The organism is Natronorubrum aibiense, from assembly GCF_009392895.1.
GTDB lineage: Archaea > Halobacteriota > Halobacteria > Halobacteriales > Natrialbaceae > Natronorubrum > Natronorubrum aibiense.
Genome location: NZ_CP045488.1, coordinates 2729178 through 2745951, shown reverse-complemented (window position 1 = coordinate 2745951; position 16774 = coordinate 2729178). Strand labels below are relative to the sequence as shown.

At 64.2% G+C, this 16774-nt stretch carries 19 protein-coding genes; 5 read left to right on the top strand and 14 right to left on the bottom strand.

Features of this window, described 5'->3' with window-relative positions:
• Positions 1 to 65 precede the first annotated feature (65 nt).
• Complete coding sequence (locus GCU68_RS13560) at positions 66 to 1511, top strand: amidase (protein ID WP_152942455.1); 1446 nt, start codon at positions 66 to 68, stop codon at positions 1509 to 1511.
• Positions 1512 to 1523: 12 nt separating this feature from the next.
• On the opposite strand, the gene GCU68_RS13555 is transcribed toward GCU68_RS13560, so the two are convergent.
• The 4 genes from GCU68_RS13555 to GCU68_RS13540 all read right to left on the bottom strand — a co-directional run bounded on the left by GCU68_RS13555 (position 1524) and on the right by GCU68_RS13540 (position 5252).
• Positions 1524 to 2747: a GNAT family N-acetyltransferase gene (locus tag GCU68_RS13555; protein WP_152942453.1), complete on the bottom strand. Its 1224-nt coding sequence runs from the start codon at positions 2745 to 2747 to the stop codon at positions 1524 to 1526.
• 74 nt (positions 2748 to 2821) lie between these two features.
• On the bottom strand, positions 2822 to 3982 hold the full coding sequence (locus GCU68_RS13550) for a pyridoxal phosphate-dependent aminotransferase (protein WP_152942451.1): 1161 nt from the start codon (positions 3980 to 3982) through the stop codon (positions 2822 to 2824).
• A gap of 2 nt (positions 3983 to 3984) precedes the next feature.
• Entirely contained in the window at positions 3985 to 4470 is a 486-nt protein-coding gene (locus tag GCU68_RS13545; protein ID WP_152942449.1) for an Lrp/AsnC family transcriptional regulator, read from the bottom strand.
• A 104-nt stretch (positions 4471 to 4574) separates the two neighbouring features.
• Positions 4575 to 5252: a hypothetical protein gene (locus GCU68_RS13540; RefSeq protein ID WP_152942448.1), complete on the bottom strand. Its 678-nt coding sequence runs from the start codon at positions 5250 to 5252 to the stop codon at positions 4575 to 4577.
• A 123-nt stretch (positions 5253 to 5375) separates the two neighbouring features.
• Here GCU68_RS13540 and GCU68_RS13535 point away from each other — a divergent pair, with 123 nt between their 5' ends.
• A complete protein-coding gene (locus GCU68_RS13535; RefSeq protein WP_152942446.1) occupies positions 5376 to 5978 on the top strand; it encodes a thioredoxin family protein in 603 nt (200 codons plus the stop codon).
• Between the two features lie 24 nt (positions 5979 to 6002).
• On the opposite strand, the gene GCU68_RS13530 is transcribed toward GCU68_RS13535, so the two are convergent.
• A complete protein-coding gene (locus GCU68_RS13530) occupies positions 6003 to 7106 on the bottom strand; it encodes an NADH:flavin oxidoreductase/NADH oxidase (RefSeq protein WP_152942444.1) in 1104 nt (367 codons plus the stop codon).
• 125 nt (positions 7107 to 7231) lie between these two features.
• A complete protein-coding gene (locus GCU68_RS13525; protein ID WP_227014862.1) occupies positions 7232 to 7714 on the bottom strand; it encodes a hypothetical protein in 483 nt (160 codons plus the stop codon).
• Positions 7715 to 7826: 112 nt separating this feature from the next.
• Here GCU68_RS13525 and GCU68_RS13520 point away from each other — a divergent pair, with 112 nt between their 5' ends.
• Positions 7827 to 8183: a hypothetical protein gene (locus GCU68_RS13520; RefSeq protein WP_152942441.1), complete on the top strand. Its 357-nt coding sequence runs from the start codon at positions 7827 to 7829 to the stop codon at positions 8181 to 8183.
• Between the two features lie 74 nt (positions 8184 to 8257).
• Positions 8258 to 9100 (top strand): BtpA/SgcQ family protein, encoded by an 843-nt coding sequence (locus GCU68_RS13515; protein ID WP_152942440.1) that lies wholly within the window; start codon positions 8258 to 8260, stop codon positions 9098 to 9100.
• An 18-nt stretch (positions 9101 to 9118) separates the two neighbouring features.
• Here the strand turns inward: GCU68_RS13515 and GCU68_RS13510 are convergent, their stop codons facing one another.
• The 6 genes from GCU68_RS13510 to GCU68_RS13485 form a co-directional block, all read right to left on the bottom strand.
• On the bottom strand, positions 9119 to 10432 hold the full coding sequence (locus GCU68_RS13510; protein ID WP_152943725.1) for a hydroxyacid-oxoacid transhydrogenase: 1314 nt from the start codon (positions 10430 to 10432) through the stop codon (positions 9119 to 9121).
• Between the two features lie 2 nt (positions 10433 to 10434).
• Positions 10435 to 11241, bottom strand: coding sequence for an N-acyl homoserine lactonase family protein (locus GCU68_RS13505; RefSeq protein ID WP_152942439.1), 807 nt, complete (start codon positions 11239 to 11241; stop codon positions 10435 to 10437).
• Positions 11242 to 11324: 83 nt separating this feature from the next.
• Positions 11325 to 12566, bottom strand: a complete 1242-nt coding sequence (locus GCU68_RS13500; protein ID WP_152942438.1) for a tripartite tricarboxylate transporter permease — start codon at positions 12564 to 12566, stop codon at positions 11325 to 11327.
• Between the two features lie 205 nt (positions 12567 to 12771).
• Positions 12772 to 13107, bottom strand: coding sequence for a 50S ribosomal protein P1 (gene rpl12p / locus GCU68_RS13495; RefSeq protein ID WP_152942437.1), 336 nt, complete (start codon positions 13105 to 13107; stop codon positions 12772 to 12774).
• A gap of 18 nt (positions 13108 to 13125) precedes the next feature.
• Complete coding sequence (locus GCU68_RS13490; RefSeq protein WP_152942436.1) at positions 13126 to 14163, bottom strand: 50S ribosomal protein L10; 1038 nt, start codon at positions 14161 to 14163, stop codon at positions 13126 to 13128.
• A gap of 1 nt (position 14164) precedes the next feature.
• Entirely contained in the window at positions 14165 to 14797 is a 633-nt protein-coding gene (locus GCU68_RS13485) for a 50S ribosomal protein L1 (protein WP_152942435.1), read from the bottom strand.
• A 277-nt stretch (positions 14798 to 15074) separates the two neighbouring features.
• On the opposite strand from GCU68_RS13485, the gene GCU68_RS13480 reads away from it, so the two are divergent.
• The gene (locus GCU68_RS13480) at positions 15075 to 15683 is read left to right on the top strand and encodes a hypothetical protein (protein WP_152942434.1); all 609 of its coding nucleotides are present in this window, start codon (positions 15075 to 15077) and stop codon (positions 15681 to 15683) included.
• Between the two features lie 161 nt (positions 15684 to 15844).
• Here the strand turns inward: GCU68_RS13480 and GCU68_RS13475 are convergent, their stop codons facing one another.
• Positions 15845 to 16327 (bottom strand): 50S ribosomal protein L11, encoded by a 483-nt coding sequence (locus tag GCU68_RS13475; protein ID WP_152942433.1) that lies wholly within the window; start codon positions 16325 to 16327, stop codon positions 15845 to 15847.
• A 97-nt stretch (positions 16328 to 16424) separates the two neighbouring features.
• A complete protein-coding gene (gene cutA / locus GCU68_RS13470; RefSeq protein WP_152942432.1) occupies positions 16425 to 16727 on the bottom strand; it encodes a divalent-cation tolerance protein CutA in 303 nt (100 codons plus the stop codon).
• Between the last annotated feature and the right edge of the window lie 47 nt (positions 16728 to 16774).

Below are 16774 nucleotides of genomic sequence, written 5' to 3'. Positions count from 1 at the left end.
ACACCCGTACTCGCGATCACGTGGCTGTCCCTGACTTTATTATGTAAGCTGTGGTTACACTCAGCATGACTAACGGTACCACTGAATCCGTACGTGATCTGGCGACGATGATCCGTGACGGCGAGACGTCGTCGGTAGCCGTCGTCGACGACGTCCTCGATCGAATCGCGGCTACGGAGGAGTTGAACGCCTACGTCACGGTGCTCGAGGAAGCCGCTCGGGAGCGAGCCCGCGAGGCCGACCGCGCGGCCGCTGCGGGCGAGGACCTCGGCCCGCTCCATGGCGTCCCGGTCGCGATCAAAGACCTCCAGGATCGCAAGGCTGGCGTTCGAAACACGCTCGGACTCGCCGCCCTGTCCGAGAACGTGGCGACGGAGGATTCGATCACCGTCGAACGCCTCGAGGCCGCCGGCGCGGTGATCGTCGGCACGACCAACACGCCGGCGCTGGCCCACACGATCAAGACCGACAACCGGCTCGTCGGCGCGACGGCGACGCCGTTCGATCCGGAACGATCGGCGGGTGGCTCCTCCGGTGGGTCGGCGGCGGCAGTCGCCGCCGGCCTCGCACGACTCGCGACCGGCTCGGATATCGGCGGCTCGCTGCGAGTTCCGGCGTCGTGTTGTAACGTCATCGGGCTCAAACCCTCGTTCGGGCGAATCCCGTCGAACTCACGACTCGACTCGTTCGACAGCCACTCGCCGTTCATGGTCGGCGGCCCCATCGCCCGCAGCGCCGCGGACGTCGCACTCGGCTTCGAGATCATGGCCGGCCCGGACCATCGCGACCCGCTGAGTGTCCCCCGCGGTGATGACGACGTCCTCGAAGCCGTCGCTCGACCAGCCGACGAGTTGTCGGTCGCGTACAGCCCGGACTTGGACCTCCAGCCCGTCGATCCCGTCGTCCGCGAGACGGTCGGGGCGGCCGTCGACGACCTCGCGGCTGCCGGCGCGACGGTCGAGCCAGTCGACGTCCCCCTCCCCGACGTCGACGTGCTTCGCCGGGCCTACTACACGCAGGTCGGCGGTTACTTCGCGGCGGTCGCGAGCCGAGTCGAGGAGGCATACGGCATCGACTTCGAGAAAACCGACGTCGAGGAGACGGTTCGTTCGACCATCGCGCTTGGGGCCGATGTGGAGCCACTCGAGGAACGACGCGCGAACGGGCCGCGGGTCGACGCCTACGACGCGATCGAGACGGCACTCGAAGGCGCGGACGTCCTCGTGACGCCGACGCTGACCGTCCCACCCTACGGCAAACACCTGCGCGATCGCTATCCGACGGAAATCGACGGACAGGACGTTGCGGGTATCCCGACCGACGCGATGCTTACGTGGGTGTTCAACCTTACAGGCCATCCGGCCGCATCGGTTCCCGCTGGACTCACCGATGACGGACTTCCGGTCGGACTGCAGATCGTCGGCCGGCGATACGCCGAATCGGACGTGCTGGCTGCCGCGGGGGCACTCGAGCGAGCGCGACCCTGGGTGCAGCACTATCCTTACAGGTGATCGATACGTACCTCAGAAATGCTCGCCGAGGTAGACATCTGTTTCTGGGAAGCAGGTCGCAAGCGTCTCGAGGGCAGTCGAATCCGTGGCTGTCAGCCGGCCCGTTCGCTCGAGGTTCGGTGCCGACCGAGAGCCAACGGCGAGTTGTGAGAGGGTAGCGATGCCGAGGCGTATGTCGACGCTTTCCGAGTCGGTGTCGTCTGCCAGTCGCGTCCACGCCGATCCCCCGTCTGTCCCCTCGAGTCTGAACGTCCCGTCGTTCCAGTCGGCCAGCGGATCGTCGACGGCGATCGTCACGTCGGTCTCGAGCGTGGGAGTCGAGCAGGCCGACAGCGTCTCGGCAACGTCGACGATGCGCACCATCGGGCCGTCTTCGACGACGGTGTCGATCTCGTCGGGATCTCGAGCGAGGTCCCGAATCGGGACGTCTGCGGGCACTCGCAAGCGAACCCGCTCGACCTGCGAGTCGTGTCTATGGCAGAACGCGAGCAACGCCAGCACGGCGTCGTGGTCGACGGCGACAAGTTCGGAGACGGCCATCGTCCGTCCCGCCGGTTCGTCGTCGATCGTATAGACGAGGTACCCACGACCTTCGCCGTCGCGTTCGACGGTGTAGACGAACGGGTCCCGGTCGTGGCCGGCGAAGACGCGCCGTCGCCACCACTGTTCGTCGCGCTCGAGGGCGAGGCCGTATCGATCGGTGTGTGCGTCGTAGGCCGGTTCGAGCCGGTCGTACTCGTCGGCCTCGAGGCGACGAAACGTTCCCTCGGTGTCGGCAGCGTCAGTCGCGAACTCGAGTGCCGTCGGCGCACACTCGTGGGTGACGATTCGGTTGCTGGTCTCCCAGCCGTACTGCCGATAGAAGCGATAGCGAAACGGCCACAAGACCGAGAATCGAACGTCTCGGTCGCGATACTCCGCGAGCGAGTTGGCGAGCAGTCGACGGACGTACCCGCTGTGGCGGTACTCCGGCGGCGTCGCGACCGATGCGAGCCCGGCGATTCGGTGGAGATCACCGCGAACGTGGGCCTCGAGCCAGTAATGTCGGCAGACGGCCTGCGGGGCCGTGTCGTCCGCAGTGGGGTCGTACAGCCCGCGGCGGGAGCCAAGCGTTGCTCTCGGCGTCTCGTGTTCGTCGGGATCGTACGCCGGCACCCCTGATTCCGGCCGGAACGCATAGCTGCGGTACTCGTGGAAGACGTCCCGTTCGTCGGGGATGGGACGGTACTCGACCATACCGAGGAGGTGTGGGCAAGCAGGAAAACAGTTCGTGTCTCGCGTCGGACGGTGCGTCGATTCCGTCCTCGAGACTACGTGTGGTCCTCGACGAACGCCTCGATTCGGGCCAGCGCCTCTCGGAGGTCGTCGAGTCCGGTCGCATAGGAGACCCGCAGGTGACCCGAACCACCCTCGCCGAAGACGTCGCCGGGGACGACCGCGACGCCCTGTTCACGCAGGATCCCTTCGGCGAACTCCTCTGCGGTGAAGCCCTCGGGCACTTCGGGGAAGCAGTAGAACGCGCCTTTCGCCTCGAAGACGTCCATCCCGATCTCGCGGAACCGCGAGAGGACGAACTGGCGACGGCGGTCGTACTCGTTGACCATCGCCTCGACGTCGTTCTCACAGGAGTCGAGCGCCTCGAGTGCGGCGTGTTGGGCCGTCGTCGGGGCCGACAGCATCGTGTACTGGTGGATCTTGTTCATCGCGTTGATCGCCTCGGCTGGGCCGAGCGCGTAGCCCAGTCGCAGCCCGGTCATCGCGTGGGCTTTCGAGAAGCCGTTGAAGACGATGGTCCGCTCGCGCATTCCCTCGAGCGTCGCGATCGAGACGTGCTCGTTCCCGTCGTAGGTGAGTTCGGCGTAGATCTCGTCGGAGAGCACCAGCAGGTCGTGCTCGCGGGCGAATTCGGCGATCGGCTCGAGGTCGGCTTCGGTCATGATCGCGCCCGTCGGGTTGTTAGGGTAACAGAGCACGAGCATGTCGGCTTCGTCCGCGCCTGCTTGCTCGAGGCCCTCGACGGTGAGTCGGAAGTCGTCTTCCTCCGTCGTCGGGACCGACAGCACTTCGCCGCCGGCGAAGATCACGCCGGGTTCGTAGGAGATGTACGCCGGTTGGGCGATAGCGACCGTGTCGCCGGGGTCGACGAACGCCCGGAAGGCGAGGTCGACGGCTTCGCTCGCGCCGGCGGTGACGATGATCTCCTCGTCGGGGTCGTAGCCGAGTTCGAAGCGGTCGGCGACGTAATCGGCGATCGACTCGCGGAGTTCACGCATCCCGCGGTTCGCGGTGTAGGACGTTTTGCCCTGCTCTAGGGAGGTGATCGCGGCGTCGCGGGCCGCCCACGGCGTCGAGAAATCGGGTTCGCCCACACCCAGCGAGATCACGTCGTCGCGCTCTTCGGCGATCTCGAAGAACCGACGAATCCCCGACGGCGGCACCGTCTGGACGCGTTCTGACAGTTCGAACGTCATAATCAGGGTGAGACAGACAGCCGTTCGTCGTCGTCGCCGTCACCGAGTTCGATCCCATTTTCCTTGTACGAGGTCATCACATAATGGGTGACCGTCTGGGTGATCTCGGGGACGGGCGCGACCTTCTCGCTGATGAACTGGGACACTTCGCGGATGGAGTCGCCCTCGACTTCCATATCGAAGTCGTAGTCGCCGCTGACCAGCCGCAAAGCTTTGACCTGGGGGAACCGTGCGAGGCGCTCTGCGATGTCGGCATAGCCCGTCTCGCGGTCGAGCGTGACGTTCAACTCGACTTCGGCGCGGACGCGCTCGTCTTCCAGTTTGTCCCAGTCGACGACCGCCTGATACCCACGAACCACACCTGCTGCCTCGAGTTCCTCGATCGTGGTCTCGACCTCGGACTCGTCGAGGCCGGTCATTCGCGCGATATCTGCCGTCGAATAACGCGCGTTCTCACGAAGCAACTCGAGTACCTCGCGTTCGCTCATACATCCCAGAAATGCAAGCGTGAGTAAAGTTCTACCGTTGTTCGTTCGTCCAGAACGACCGGACCCGTGACCGATCGTGGCCGAGCTACGACCCTGCCCCGTCGCTACCGATAGTTTTTGAACAACAGCGCCCGGACATCGTCTTTCGTCTGGACCTGTTCCGTCGTGCCGTCGGGCAAGTCGACGCTGTAGCGATAATCCGGCGAGGCGGCCTCACCCCACTTGTCGTCGTGAGTCTCGAGGAGGCTCATCATCTCGTTCAACATATCGTCGTCGTCGGCGTCACCGCTCGAATCGTCTGACGCGTCGTCCGTCTCGGTAGCGTCAGCATCGTCGCTGTCACTGGCGCTGCCGTTGCCGTCATCGTCGACATCGGTGGCGTCGCGTTCGGTCCCGTTGCCACCGTCGACATCGCTACCGACAGTGGTCGTGCCAGCGTTCGGGTCTCCTCTCAACTCGCCCATCGACTCCCCGTCACCGCCGCTGGCTTCGTCGCCGTCCGTCATGGAATCGTCCTCGTCGTAGGAGACTTCCTCGAGTGCGTGGGGGTCCGTCTCGCCCTCGATTGCGGCCCCGACCGAGGCAGCGACGTCGTCGGTCGCCGAGGACTCGACTGTCGTCTCGACGGATACAGCCGCGTCGTCGTCGAGATTGTCGAGCAGGAACTGGACGGCATCGCGTTCGCGGACGAAGCCGTACTCGCCGACGACGTCCTCGGAGATCGCTTCGCGAAGCGACTGGATGGCAGCGTACTGGTCGTCCGTGACCTCGAGCGTTTGCATATGATATCGATCTCACGGAGGGTACAAATATGTAGGTCGTGTTGACCGTCCGCTGGGTCGACCCGTTGCTCGGGCCCACGGACCAGCGAGGCGCTTAAGACCGCAGGTCCGGAACCGACGACTATGGTACTCAAAGAATCCGACTCCGAACTCGCGGCCGGCGACGCGGCCCCCGCGTTCGACCTCGAGGGGGCAGACGGCGAGACCTACTCCCTCGAGTCGTTCGCCGACGCCGAGGCACTGCTGATCATTTTCACATGTAATCACTGCCCGTACGCGAAAGCGAAGATCGATCTGTTAAACGAGTTGGCCGCCGAGTACGACGACGTCGCCGTCGTCGGGATCAACCCCAACGACGCCGAGGAGTATCCCGAGGACTCCCTCGAGTCGATGCGCGAGTACGTCGAGGACGGCACGATCCAGTACGACGCCTACCTGCGCGACGCCAGCCAGGAGGTCGCTCGCGCGTACGGCGCGGTCTGTACGCCGGACCCGTTCCTCTTTGCACGCGCGGCGCAACGCGCCGCGGACGATCGAGCGGCGGAGCCGCGAGACGACGGCTTCGAACTGGTCTATCAGGGCCGCCTCGACGACGCGCTCAATCCCGACGACGAGCCGACACGCTTCCACATTCGGGAGGCGATCGAGGCGGTGCTCGCAGGCGAATCGGTCGACCTCGAGTGGCAGCCGTCGCAGGGCTGTTCGATCAAGTGGACCGACGACTGAGAGCGTCGCCCAGCAATCAGTGCGTTACTGAACCGCCCGCCGGTACTGTTCCGGCCACGCTGTTGGACCGTCCTCGAGGTCGTCGGACGCGTGGAGTCCGAAGTACGGATCGCGGAGGAACTCCCGCCCGACGAGAACGACGTCGGCGCGGTCGTTGCGAACGAGGGCGTCGGCCTGTTCGGGTTCGGTGACGCCGCCGACCGCACCGACGGCAACGTCTGCACCCTCGCGGACCGCCTCGGCGAGTGGCACCTGGAAGTTCGGCCCGCCGGGAACCGCTTGGTCGGGGTGGAGCCCGCCCGAGCTGACGTCGACCAGATCGACGCCGCGGTCGGCGAGGTCGTCGGCCAGTCGAACGGACTGGTCGATATCCCACGCGTCTCTCCCCTCGAGCCAGTCGGTACCCGAAATGCGAACGAAGATGGGCTTGTCCTCGGGCCAGACGTCTCGGACCGCGTCGACGACTTCTCGGAGCAGGCGCGTGCGGTTCTCGAAGCTCCCGCCGTAGTCGTCCTCCCGGTGGTTCGTCACGGGTGAGAGGAACTCGTGGAGCAGGTAGCCGTGGGCCGCGTGGACCTCGGCAATCTCGAAGCCGGCTGCGAGCGACCGCTCGGCCGCGGCCCGGTAGGCGTCGATCACGCCCTGAATGTCGTCTATATCGGCTCGTTTCATCGCCGGACGATCGCCGTCGAACGGTGGATAGGCATCGGGCGACGGCGAGAGTACCTCCCAGCCCGACGCGCCGTCGGGGTCGGTCTCGTCGGGCTGAATCGGGAGATTGCCGTCCCAGGGGCGACACTTGCTCGCCTTGTGGCCCGCGTGGGCCAGTTGAATCCCCGGCACGCCGCCTTGCTCGCGGATGAACGCGGTGATCGGCTCGAGTGCGTCGGCGTGTTCGTCGCTCCAGATACCCAGACCGTGAGGCGTGATCCGCCCGCGAGGTTCGACGGCGGTCGCTTCGGTCATGACGATGCCAGCACCGCCGACGGCGCGGCTGCCGAGGTGGACGCGATGCCACTCCGTCGGGAGCCCATCGGGCTCACAGGAGTACTGGCACATCGGCGAGACGGCGATCCGGTTCGGTACCTCGAGGTCGCGCAACTCGAGTGGCGTAAACAGGTCAGTCATCACGTGGTGTTTCGACGGCGGAGGGAAAACGGTCGTGGACGGCGACGGCCTTGCCGCCTCGAGGCTCGAGCGGAGCCGTTCGTGGTGCTGACTACTGACTACCCGTGGGGGAGTCACGGGCTCGGTTATCGCTCGCGACAGCTGGCCCATCCCTCGGGCGTTCCTCGCGTCCGAATCCACCACGCGTCACTACACCAGGGAACGAGTTGGACCCGGTACGTATACTCGAGATCACGGCTGTAGAGTCCACGAGCGACTGCCGGATGATCGTGTCCCTCGTGACGGTGGGGGTAGAAGACTGGGAGTTCCTCAAGGGCAGTGAACGTGGCACCAAACTCCCGCCGTGAGAGCGTGACGTGCTCGTCGGGTCGTTCCAGTGCTGCGTGGAGCGGGTCGAGGCCGACGAGCAGGTCATCATCGTGGGGAGTCACGAACTCATCCGGCGGAAGCTGATCGTCGTGCTCGTCGGCGTCGAGCAGCGGTTCGAGCGGCGCTGCCTCGATATACCCGCCGAAAAAGCCTGGCCACTGTGGCTGTCTCGAGGCTGCGACACCGAGACCCACGCCACCGAGTGCTTGGAGGACCGAACGCCGGGACGGTTCTGGCATCGCCACAGATTTGATCCACAACGAATAAGGTTGTTTCTATAGATCTATTTTAGAGATTAACTCGATTCACGTTGGACTACATATTTATCCGTGCTCGGTTGTCTCTCTCGCTATGGACGGAGGATCCGCGCTCACCCGCCCTCCCGGCGTGCTCGCTGTCGTTTTGCTGACGGTGCTGTACGGCCTCGAGCGACTGGTTGCGAGTCTCTCTGCGCCATCGTTCGCGTTTTACATGGGCATCGCAGGGCTCGCTGTCGCCTACCTGCTCTGGCGAAGGTCGTTGATGGGGTGGATCGCAGCCGTCGTACTGTACGCGGTATTGCTGCTCAATCTGACACTCGGGGCGGCTGTCTTTGGTTTCAGCCACGTGCCACTCGTCGCCGTCTCGCTCGTCGTCCTTGCATATCTGTTGGTCGCACGAACCCGGTTTTACGCCAGCCAGTCGTCGACTGAGCCGTCGACTGGCTGAGGAACGATCTCGAATCCCGTGTCGCCCGTCCGCTTGTCGTGCGGACTTATCTCGCTCGAGCCCACACCACCGCTATGCTCACACCGACGCCGCTCCGCGACCGATTCGACGCCGATCGACCCGTTCTCGGGATGGTTCACCTTCCACCCCTTCCCGGCGCGCCGGGGTTCGATGGCGACCGCGAAGCCGTCCGCACTCGCGCGCTCGAGGACGCCCGCCAACTCGAGGCCGGCGGGGTCGACGGCATCGTGCTCGAGAACTTCGGCGACGCGCCGTTTTACTCCGAAGACGTTCCGAACCACGTCGTCACGGATATGACCGCGCTGGCGTCGGCGCTACAGCGAACCGTGGACGTCCCGCTCGGCATCAACGTGCTCAGAAACGACGCCGACGCGGCGCTGTCGATCGCCGCGGCCACCGAGGCCGACTTCATCCGGGTAAACGTCCACGTAGGCACTGCAGCGACCGATCAAGGCATCCTCGAGGGACGGGCTCACGAAACGCTCCGGCTTCGCGACCGGCTCGAGGCCGACGTCGCCGTCCTCGCGGATGTCCACGTCAAACACGCGACGCCGGTCGGCGAACAGAGCCTCGAGCAGGCCGCACTCGAGACGGTCGAGCGCGGCATGGCTGACGGCGTGATCGTCTCCGGGCCCGGCACTGGAGCCGAGACCGCACTCGAGGACGTCGAGCGAGTCGCGGACGTGCTGGCGGACCGAGCATCGACGCCAAAGCGCATCCCTGTCTTCGTCGGCAGCGGCGTCACAAACGAAACGGTCGGCGACTGCCTCGAGGCGGGTGCTGACGGCGTCGTCGTCGGCACGGCGCTCAAAACGGGCGGGGAAACCACGAACCAAGTCTCACGCGAGCGCGTCGAGAACCTCATGGCGGCCGCGCGGGACTCGAGTCACCCGTAAGGTCCCCTTCGGCTCGGCTCACTCCCAGTTGTACAGCGCGTCCCGGAAGATGTCGGCGGCGTCGTCTTCGGTTACCGGCCGCGGATTACAGCGCAGCAGACGTTGTTGAGTTTCGACGGTTTGGCTCGCTAGCCAGTCGATATCCTCCTCGGTGATCCCAGCGAGGTCGTTGAGACCGCTCGGGATGACGTTGAGATCCTGCTGGAGCCGGACGTACTCCTGTCTGGCTCGATCTGCAGCCTCGCGAGTGCCCAGTCCGTCGGTCTCGGCACCGAGCATCTCGGCGACTGCAACGAATCGCTCCGGATCGCTGGCCACGTTGTAGCCGAGCGTTGTCGCCGGCGTGAGGACGGCGATAGTCTCGCCGTGATAGGTGTGATACCGGTTGCCGACGGGGTAGGCCATCGCGTGACAGAGGCTCGCGCCAGCCGTCAGCCCCGCGATCGCGCCGAATAAGGCCCCCTTGAGCATCGCCGAACGAGCCTCGAGATCGTCACCGTTGTGGACTGCCGTCCGGACGTTACTCGAGAGGAGGTCGATCGCCTTTTCGGAGAACATCTCGGTGAGTCCCGTTCGCCCGGCGTAGACCGGCCGCGAGCCCGGATCGGACGCCCGTAGGAGGCTGTCGAATGGATGGGTCGTATAGCCCTCAATGGCGTGGCCCAGCGCATCCATCGCCGTCTTTGCGGTCATCTCCGGCGGCAACGTCGTCGTAAACGTCGGGTCGAGGACGGCCGCGTCGGCTCGAATGTGGTTGCTCGAGATCCCCTCTTTGATCTCCTGATCCTCGACAGAGAGGATCGCAACGGGCGAAATCTCCGCGCCCGTGCCGGCTGTCGTCGGCATGAGTATCAGCGGCGGCCCCGACTCGGTCAGCGCCTCGCCCTCGCCAGTCGGCTCGGCGATGTAATCGAGTACCTGCCCGCCGTTTTCTATCACCGCTCGAGTCGTTTTGGCCACGTCGATGCAGCTTCCGCCGCCGAAGCCGAGGTAGAAATCGTAGCCCGCATCGCCTTCCTGCTCGCGGACGAACTCGATGCAGTGGTCGACGTTCTCGATCGACGGCTCGCGTTCCGCTCCGTCCCAGACGGTGACGTCGTAGCCCGCGTCCTCGAGGTGGTCCCTGACGCGGCCGACGTGGCCGATATCGACCAGGGTCTCGTCCGTGACGAGCAGTCCGTGGGCGTCGCCGCCGACCCCGAGATCGGCGAGCTGGTAGCCCAGTTCCTCGACGGCGTCGCGACCGAACCTGATCTGTGGCATCTGGAGGTGCCAGACCGTCTCCGGGCCGAGTTCGTGCTCGGGTGCCGACACCGAGCGGTCGTAGCCCATCGTCACTGCCCCCACCCGTCTTCGATCTCGGCGAACTGGTCTGTGTCGTGGCCGTAGACGACCTCCGCGTCGTGGCGGCGCTCGAGTTCCTTGATCCGCTGGAGGCTGTCGAACCACTCCGTCTTCCCCCAGAGGAGGCCGGCTCCGAGCGGTTCCTCCGCCTCGTAGTTGGGCGCTTGGTAGACCTGATCGCCGGTGAAGACGACGGTGCCGTCGTCGTCGAGGTGGATCACCGACCCCGTCAGTCCCGGCGTGTGGCCTGGGAATCGGACGAACTCGAGGTCCTCGAAGTGTTCCTCGCGATCCTGATGGATGATCTCCCAGTTGAGGTCGTGGTCGAAATCCTCGAGGATGTACGCGCCACTCCCCTTATCGGTCTTGGCGCTGTAGTAGGCGAACTTGATCTCTTTCTCGTGGACGTACACCGGGACGTCGGTGCCGTCGAAGAACTCGAGGCCACCGGCGTGGTCCAGATGGAGATGGGTCTGGAAAACCGCGTCGATGTCGTTGATACTGTAGCCTGCCTCCTCTAAATCCTCGTCCAGTCGGTGTTCGTGGGCGTCGTGTGGATAGAACGCCTGTGTGAGTCCTTCGGGCCAGTGGCCCTCGAGTGCGTCGTGGTGCGAGCCGGTATCCCAGAGGATCGTCGCTTCGGGATGATCGATGACGAGATTCCAGACCGGAATTTCCTCGTAGTCGAGGTCCGGATTCGGCTCGTCGTGAGTCCCCAACGTCTGTCCCTCGATCATGTAGTTCTGATCGCACTCGAGTCCGCCCCGGTAGATGACGTCGACTGTCGCGTTTACCATCGGTAAGACACCTTACAACGCTACACCGATCTCGGTAAAAAATACTTGTGAAATGTTCACATACAGCAATTGATGGCGGCGTTCTATATACCGATGAACAACGGGCCGATCAACACGCCCATCAGGTGGATCCGTCGGGCCCGAACTCGAACCGGCACCATCCCGATCGCGGCCGCAACGCAAAAGACCGCGATCCCGACAACGCCAGTGAACAGATACGAGAGACAGAGGAGGAGTGCGAGGACGGCGACCGAAATCTTCCAGTAATCGATTCGCCCGACGGCCTCGAGATATGCATCTCCAGCGACGATTACGAGCACGAATCCGAGCAGTCCCGCGAGGACGATACTGGCGAGTAAGATCGGAATCTCGAGCGGTGCGCCGACGCGCTCGAAGGCGACCATCACGCCCGTCCGAGGCTGACCGATCGCGACCAGTGCGAACAGCGCGAAGATCGTATTCGCCGTGTCGACGCCGCTCGTCGCGACGATGTAGCCTCGATCACCGGAGCGGCCGGGGACGAACGCGAGCACCGCGACAGCGGCGATCGCCGCCGATACCCCCGGAATGTAGCCGACGACCGCACCCGCGAACGCACCGACGATCGCCGTTATTCCAACGAGTGGATGGGACATCGCGATGGTCTCGTTGTGCTGTGGCGGGATCCCGCTCCTGCGGATCGCATCGAGCAACACCGGCGCACCAAAGAGCCCGGCGAACAGGGGTGCGAGCATCCCGCCGGCCTCGAGCGGCGCGTCCGGCGAGAGATCGAGCGCAGCTAGCCCCAGCGCGGCGGCGAGCGTGAACGAGACGACGGCGCCGACGCACCCGCGCCACGTCCGTTCGGAGGCGACCAGTGCGACGACGACCATCGTCAACACGAGCGCCAGATTATCCCGGATCGTCGGGTACGCAGCCGTCACGCCCCACGTGACCGGGATGGCCAGCGGGACTGCTGCGAGGACGGCCAGCACGCTCCCGAGTGCGGAGAGGCGAATCGCTTCGTAGCCACGTCCCTCGAGCACCAGCCGGTGGGCCGGCAGCGCGGTGACAGCCATCTCGGCGTCGGGAACACCGAGTGCCATCGCAGGGACGGCGTTGAGAAAGGTGTGGACGACGCCGGCCGCGAGCATCGCACAACCGACGAACAGCGGCGGCCCGGGAACCGACGGCGCGACGCCGGCGAGCAACAGCGCAAAGTTGTTCGCGTGGAGGCCGGGAACGAGTCCGCTACAGCTTCCGAGCACCGCGCCAGCCACGATCCAGCCGAGCAACTGCAGGGTCAGCGAGGGCTCGGTGACGAACTCGATTGGAGCGGTGGCCATTGGCTCGTCTGGCCGCCCGTTCGGTCTTAAACCTGCGGTCGATTCGGCGGCGGCTCACTCGAGGGCCGGCCGTCGATCGACTCGAGTCGCTGTTGAAGTGTCAGTGTGTCGATCGCTTTCGACCATCGTCAGCACACACAGCTATCGCTGGCCGGCTGTTGCGTCGAATAAAAATCGGGATTTCGCGGTGTCGTCGCGTCGCGACTTAGCCGAAGAGTTCGCCGAGGCCCTCGCCACCGGCGTCCTCGTCTTCGTCGTCGTCCTCGTCTTCGTCCGTCGTGTCTGGGACGTCGCTGGTTTCTTCGGCGTCCTCGTCTTCGTCAGCTGCAGCTGCACCGCCTGCGGCGGCACCTGCGGCTGGGACGGCAGCGGCTTCCGAGACTGCCTCGTCGATGTCGACGTCCTCGAGTGCGGCGACGAGCGCCTTGACTCGGGACTCTTCGACGTCGACGCCGGCAGCGTCGAGCACGTCCGTCAGGTTGTCTTCGTTGATCTCTTCGTCCGTTTCGTTCAGGATGAGTGCAGCGTATACGTATTCCATTGGTAGGTCCTCCGTTGATTATCCGAACATTGCGCCGAGTCCTTCGGCACCGTCACCGTCGTCGTCTTCGTCGTCGTCGGTGTCGGCGTCGTCGGCCTCAGCGTCGTCGTGGTCGTCTGCCGATTCGTCCTCGCCCTCGTCGGCTGCTGCCGGTGCGGCAGGAGCCTCGACGCCCTGCAGCTCCTCAGGCAGGGCTTCCTCGTCGTCGATCTGGGCCGCAAGCGCACGCAGCTGTGCGTCGGCTTTCGAGACGAGGTCGGGCATCAGGGCTTCGTCCTCGATCGCTGCCTGCAGGCCGAGGCTCTTGGCCTCGCCCGTGGCTTTGGCGATGAGCGTTGGTGCGGTCGCTTCCGTCGGGTAGCTCGCGTTGACCGAGAGGTTCCGAGCACGAGCGGCGGCCGTCGCCACGTCGCTCTCGTAGGCCTCGATATCGATGTCGAGGTCTTCTGGGTCGAAGAGCACGCCCTCAGCAATGACTGCTCTGAGGTCGAGTCCGACTTCCTTGGGTTCGATCCCAAGCTCGTTGAGGACGTTCGACAGATCCGCAGAGACTTGCTCGCCGGCCTCTAAGACCGTCGAGTCCTCCATGACCTGAATCGAGCCCTCTTCGATGCGTGCGTTTGCACCGATGCTCTGGAGTTCACCGACGAACGGCCCCGGATCGACACCGGTGTCACCCTCGGGGATGACGATGTCGTTCGGCGCGACTTCGCCCTCGTTGATCGGCGCAGGCGTCTTCGACGCCTCGAGCTCCTTGTACAGCGAGAACGGGTTCTCGTCGGTCGCGACGATGCCGACCTGCCCTTCGATGTGCTCGACGAGGTCGCCGAGTCCGGCGTCCTCGAGCGCACGCGTCTGTAGGGTGTTGCGGCTGACGCGCAGCTCGGCAGTCCCGTGAAGGTCACGGCGCATGTCCTGAAGCTGCTTGCTCGGAATGCCAGCAATGCCGACGATGCCGACGCTCCCGTAGTTGTCAATGATCGACGCGAGCTCGTCGACTTCTTCTTTCTTCCACTGGGGAAGGTTCTCGGTTTTGCGTTCAGCCTGTGCGCTCATTTTAGGCCACCTCCACGGACGGTCCCATCGTCGTCTTCACGTAGACGGCGTCGATGTTCTGGGGACCTTTCTCGAGGTCGGCGTGCAGGCGACGCAGGATGACGTCGATGTTGTCCGAGATGTCTTCGGCATCCATATCTTCGGCGCCGACGAGCGTGTGGAACGTTCGTCGGTCGCCGGAGCGAAGCTGCACGGTATTCTTGAGCCGGTTGACGGTCTCGACGACGTCGTCGTCGGGCGAGAGTGGGTCCGGCATCTTCCCTCGGGGACCGAGAATGGTACCCAGGTGCCGGGCGATATCTTGCATCATCGCCTCTTCGGCGATGAAGAAGTCCGTCTCGTCAGCCATATCTTTGGCTTCGTCGTCGTCCAGATCGGCCACGTCGTCGATCGAAAGCACGTCGTCCGCAACCTCTTCGGCGCGGACAGCCGTTTCGCCTTCGGCAATAACGACGATGATCGTCTCTTGGCCGGTTCCGGACGGCAGGACGATGGACTCATCAACACGGTTCGACGGTTCGTTTAGGTCAAGGTCGCGCAAGTTAATCGCGAGGTCTACCGTCTCGGTAAAGTTCCGATCCGGCGACTCCTCGAGTGCGCGAGCCACTGCGGTTGTGATATCCGAATCTGCCATCGTTCACCTCCGTAGTACGCAGGAATGCTCCTACGGGTCAGTGAAACAGGCAATGCCTGTCTCTGTTGAACGAAGTGCCATGTCGAACTTAAACCCGTCGAACTGTCCTGACGGAGTTCCCAAAACCGGCCACGAGATCCGATCTCGAGGCGAACGGCGACTGTCACCGATAGCCAACCGAGTGATCGGTCCGAGAGACTATTCGTGTTTCTATCACGTGTGGAAATAATATCAATTACCGAAAATACTATAGAATATGCCACTGTAGCGTTTCAGCATGTGGCCATTAGATTTATATAGTGTCGTTTGCTCGACGACACTCGAGTCGTTCGTGCCGCTTTTCGTTACCGGACTCGATCTCGAGACGTACCAGTCGCTGAGTTCGCTCGAGCGCGTCGGTGTCCAGTTCGCCGCGATGCTCGTGGTCGCCTCGGTCGTGCTCGGCCTGGGACAGGGGTACGGGCTTCGGACCGTGACGAAATCACGCCGCAGTCCGGTTATTTCACTGTGTATCGGATTGCCGACACTTCTCGTCCTCAGCGGGGTTACAGCGACGGGGTATTTGATCGTCGGGACGAGCCTCGGGACGTTCTTCGGCATCGTACTGGTCATCACTGGTCTCACACTACTGCCGATACTGACGGCGCTCGGACTCGTCGCGATCGGCCACGCCGTCGCGGCGCGGTTCGGTGCCGATCAGGTGTGGATCGGCGTCATCACCGGAAGCGTTGTCGCCGGTCTTGCTGGCCTATCACTCGTCGCGACTGCTGCCGTTGCCGTTCTTGCCGGCGCACTCGGCGTCGGCGCTGGCGTCCGCGTCCTGTTCGGATCGGCCGGAACGACCAGTCCCGACGAGCGGACCGTCCCGCCCGCGAACAAAGTTTGATACTGGACCCGAGCTGACTGCGACGCTCGATCGACTAACGGCTTCGGTACTTTGTAAACGATGATCGAGTTGTCGCTCACAATCTTCGAGCGGATTGCTGATCGCTCACCGTTTTACGGTCGTAAAAAAACGGTCTCGTCCGGCGTCGACGTCCGAACCGATTACGCGTCTGCTGCGAGCACGTCGTCGTACTCGCCGCTGTCGACTTTTTCCTTGAAGTCTCGAGCGTCGTTGCCTTCGATGGTGACGCCCATCGAGGCGCAGGTGCCGACGACTTCCTTTGCCGCGTTGATCGTGTCGTAGGCGAGCAGGTCTGGGTGTTTCTGCTCGGCGATCTTCTTGACCTGGTCGACCGAGAGGTCAGCGACGAAGTCCTTCTGCGGTTCGCCGCTGCCGGTCTCGAAACCGGCCTCGTCTTTGACGAGTGCGGCCGTCGGTGGGACACCGACGTCGATGTCGAACGAGCCGTCGTCGTCGTATTCGACGGTGACGGGCACTTCCGTGCCGTCGAACGCGGCCGTCTGGTCGTTGATTTCCTGTACGACTGCCTGCACGTCGACGGGCGTCGGTCCGAGCTCGGGACCGAGCGGTGGGCCAGGGTTGGCCTGGCCACCCGGAACGAGCACTTCGATGGTTCCAGCCATATCCGTGATAACCCGTGCGCGAGTTTTAAGGGTTGCTTTTTCGGGCAGTCACTGCCTGTGACGGCGTACCGTACCGGTGTTGGCGAGCGGCTGACGATCAGTCGACGCTTTCGGCCCGCCACGTCGCGAACGACTCGAGAACGTCCGCTTCGTCGAAGCACTCGATACACGGCACGTCGTGTGGATGCAGCGCCTGCACGCGCTCGACGAGGTCGTCGTAGGCGCCGTCGGTCGTCTTCGCGAGCAGGACGGCTTCGTCGTCGTGGTGAATCTCGCCGTCCCAGCGATACGTCGAGGTCGTCGACAGTCGGTTGACGCAGGCCGCGAGTCGCTCCTCGACCAGCGTCTCGGCGATCTCGTTGGCGTCGTCCGGCGGCGCCGTGATGTAGACGGTCGGCATACTGTTGGGTACGAGCGAAACTGCAAAAAGATCCGCGCACCGCTCGT

What these genes read in the sequence shown, in the direction of transcription:
- GCU68_RS13560 (WP_152942455.1), top strand. Translation starts at nt 66, where the DNA reads ATGACTAACGGTACCACTGAATCCGTACGTGATCTGGCGACGATGATC.
- GCU68_RS13555 (WP_152942453.1), bottom strand. Translation starts at nt 2,747, where the DNA reads ATGGTCGAGTACCGTCCCATCCCCGACGAACGGGACGTCTTCCACGAG.
- GCU68_RS13550 (WP_152942451.1), bottom strand. Translation starts at nt 3,982, where the DNA reads ATGACGTTCGAACTGTCAGAACGCGTCCAGACGGTGCCGCCGTCGGGG.
- GCU68_RS13545 (WP_152942449.1), bottom strand. Translation starts at nt 4,470, where the DNA reads ATGAGCGAACGCGAGGTACTCGAGTTGCTTCGTGAGAACGCGCGTTAT.
- GCU68_RS13540 (WP_152942448.1), bottom strand. Translation starts at nt 5,252, where the DNA reads ATGCAAACGCTCGAGGTCACGGACGACCAGTACGCTGCCATCCAGTCG.
- GCU68_RS13535 (WP_152942446.1), top strand. Translation starts at nt 5,376, where the DNA reads ATGGTACTCAAAGAATCCGACTCCGAACTCGCGGCCGGCGACGCGGCC.
- GCU68_RS13530 (WP_152942444.1), bottom strand. Translation starts at nt 7,106, where the DNA reads ATGACTGACCTGTTTACGCCACTCGAGTTGCGCGACCTCGAGGTACCG.
- GCU68_RS13525 (WP_227014862.1), bottom strand. Translation starts at nt 7,714, where the DNA reads ATGCCAGAACCGTCCCGGCGTTCGGTCCTCCAAGCACTCGGTGGCGTG.
- GCU68_RS13520 (WP_152942441.1), top strand. Translation starts at nt 7,827, where the DNA reads ATGGACGGAGGATCCGCGCTCACCCGCCCTCCCGGCGTGCTCGCTGTC.
- GCU68_RS13515 (WP_152942440.1), top strand. Translation starts at nt 8,258, where the DNA reads ATGCTCACACCGACGCCGCTCCGCGACCGATTCGACGCCGATCGACCC.
- GCU68_RS13510 (WP_152943725.1), bottom strand. Translation starts at nt 10,432, where the DNA reads ATGGGCTACGACCGCTCGGTGTCGGCACCCGAGCACGAACTCGGCCCG.
- GCU68_RS13505 (WP_152942439.1), bottom strand. Translation starts at nt 11,241, where the DNA reads ATGGTAAACGCGACAGTCGACGTCATCTACCGGGGCGGACTCGAGTGC.
- GCU68_RS13500 (WP_152942438.1), bottom strand. Translation starts at nt 12,566, where the DNA reads ATGGCCACCGCTCCAATCGAGTTCGTCACCGAGCCCTCGCTGACCCTG.
- rpl12p (WP_152942437.1), bottom strand. Translation starts at nt 13,107, where the DNA reads ATGGAATACGTATACGCTGCACTCATCCTGAACGAAACGGACGAAGAG.
- GCU68_RS13490 (WP_152942436.1), bottom strand. Translation starts at nt 14,163, where the DNA reads ATGAGCGCACAGGCTGAACGCAAAACCGAGAACCTTCCCCAGTGGAAG.
- GCU68_RS13485 (WP_152942435.1), bottom strand. Translation starts at nt 14,797, where the DNA reads ATGGCAGATTCGGATATCACAACCGCAGTGGCTCGCGCACTCGAGGAG.
- GCU68_RS13480 (WP_152942434.1), top strand. Translation starts at nt 15,075, where the DNA reads ATGTGGCCATTAGATTTATATAGTGTCGTTTGCTCGACGACACTCGAG.
- GCU68_RS13475 (WP_152942433.1), bottom strand. Translation starts at nt 16,327, where the DNA reads ATGGCTGGAACCATCGAAGTGCTCGTTCCGGGTGGCCAGGCCAACCCT.
- cutA (WP_152942432.1), bottom strand. Translation starts at nt 16,727, where the DNA reads ATGCCGACCGTCTACATCACGGCGCCGCCGGACGACGCCAACGAGATC.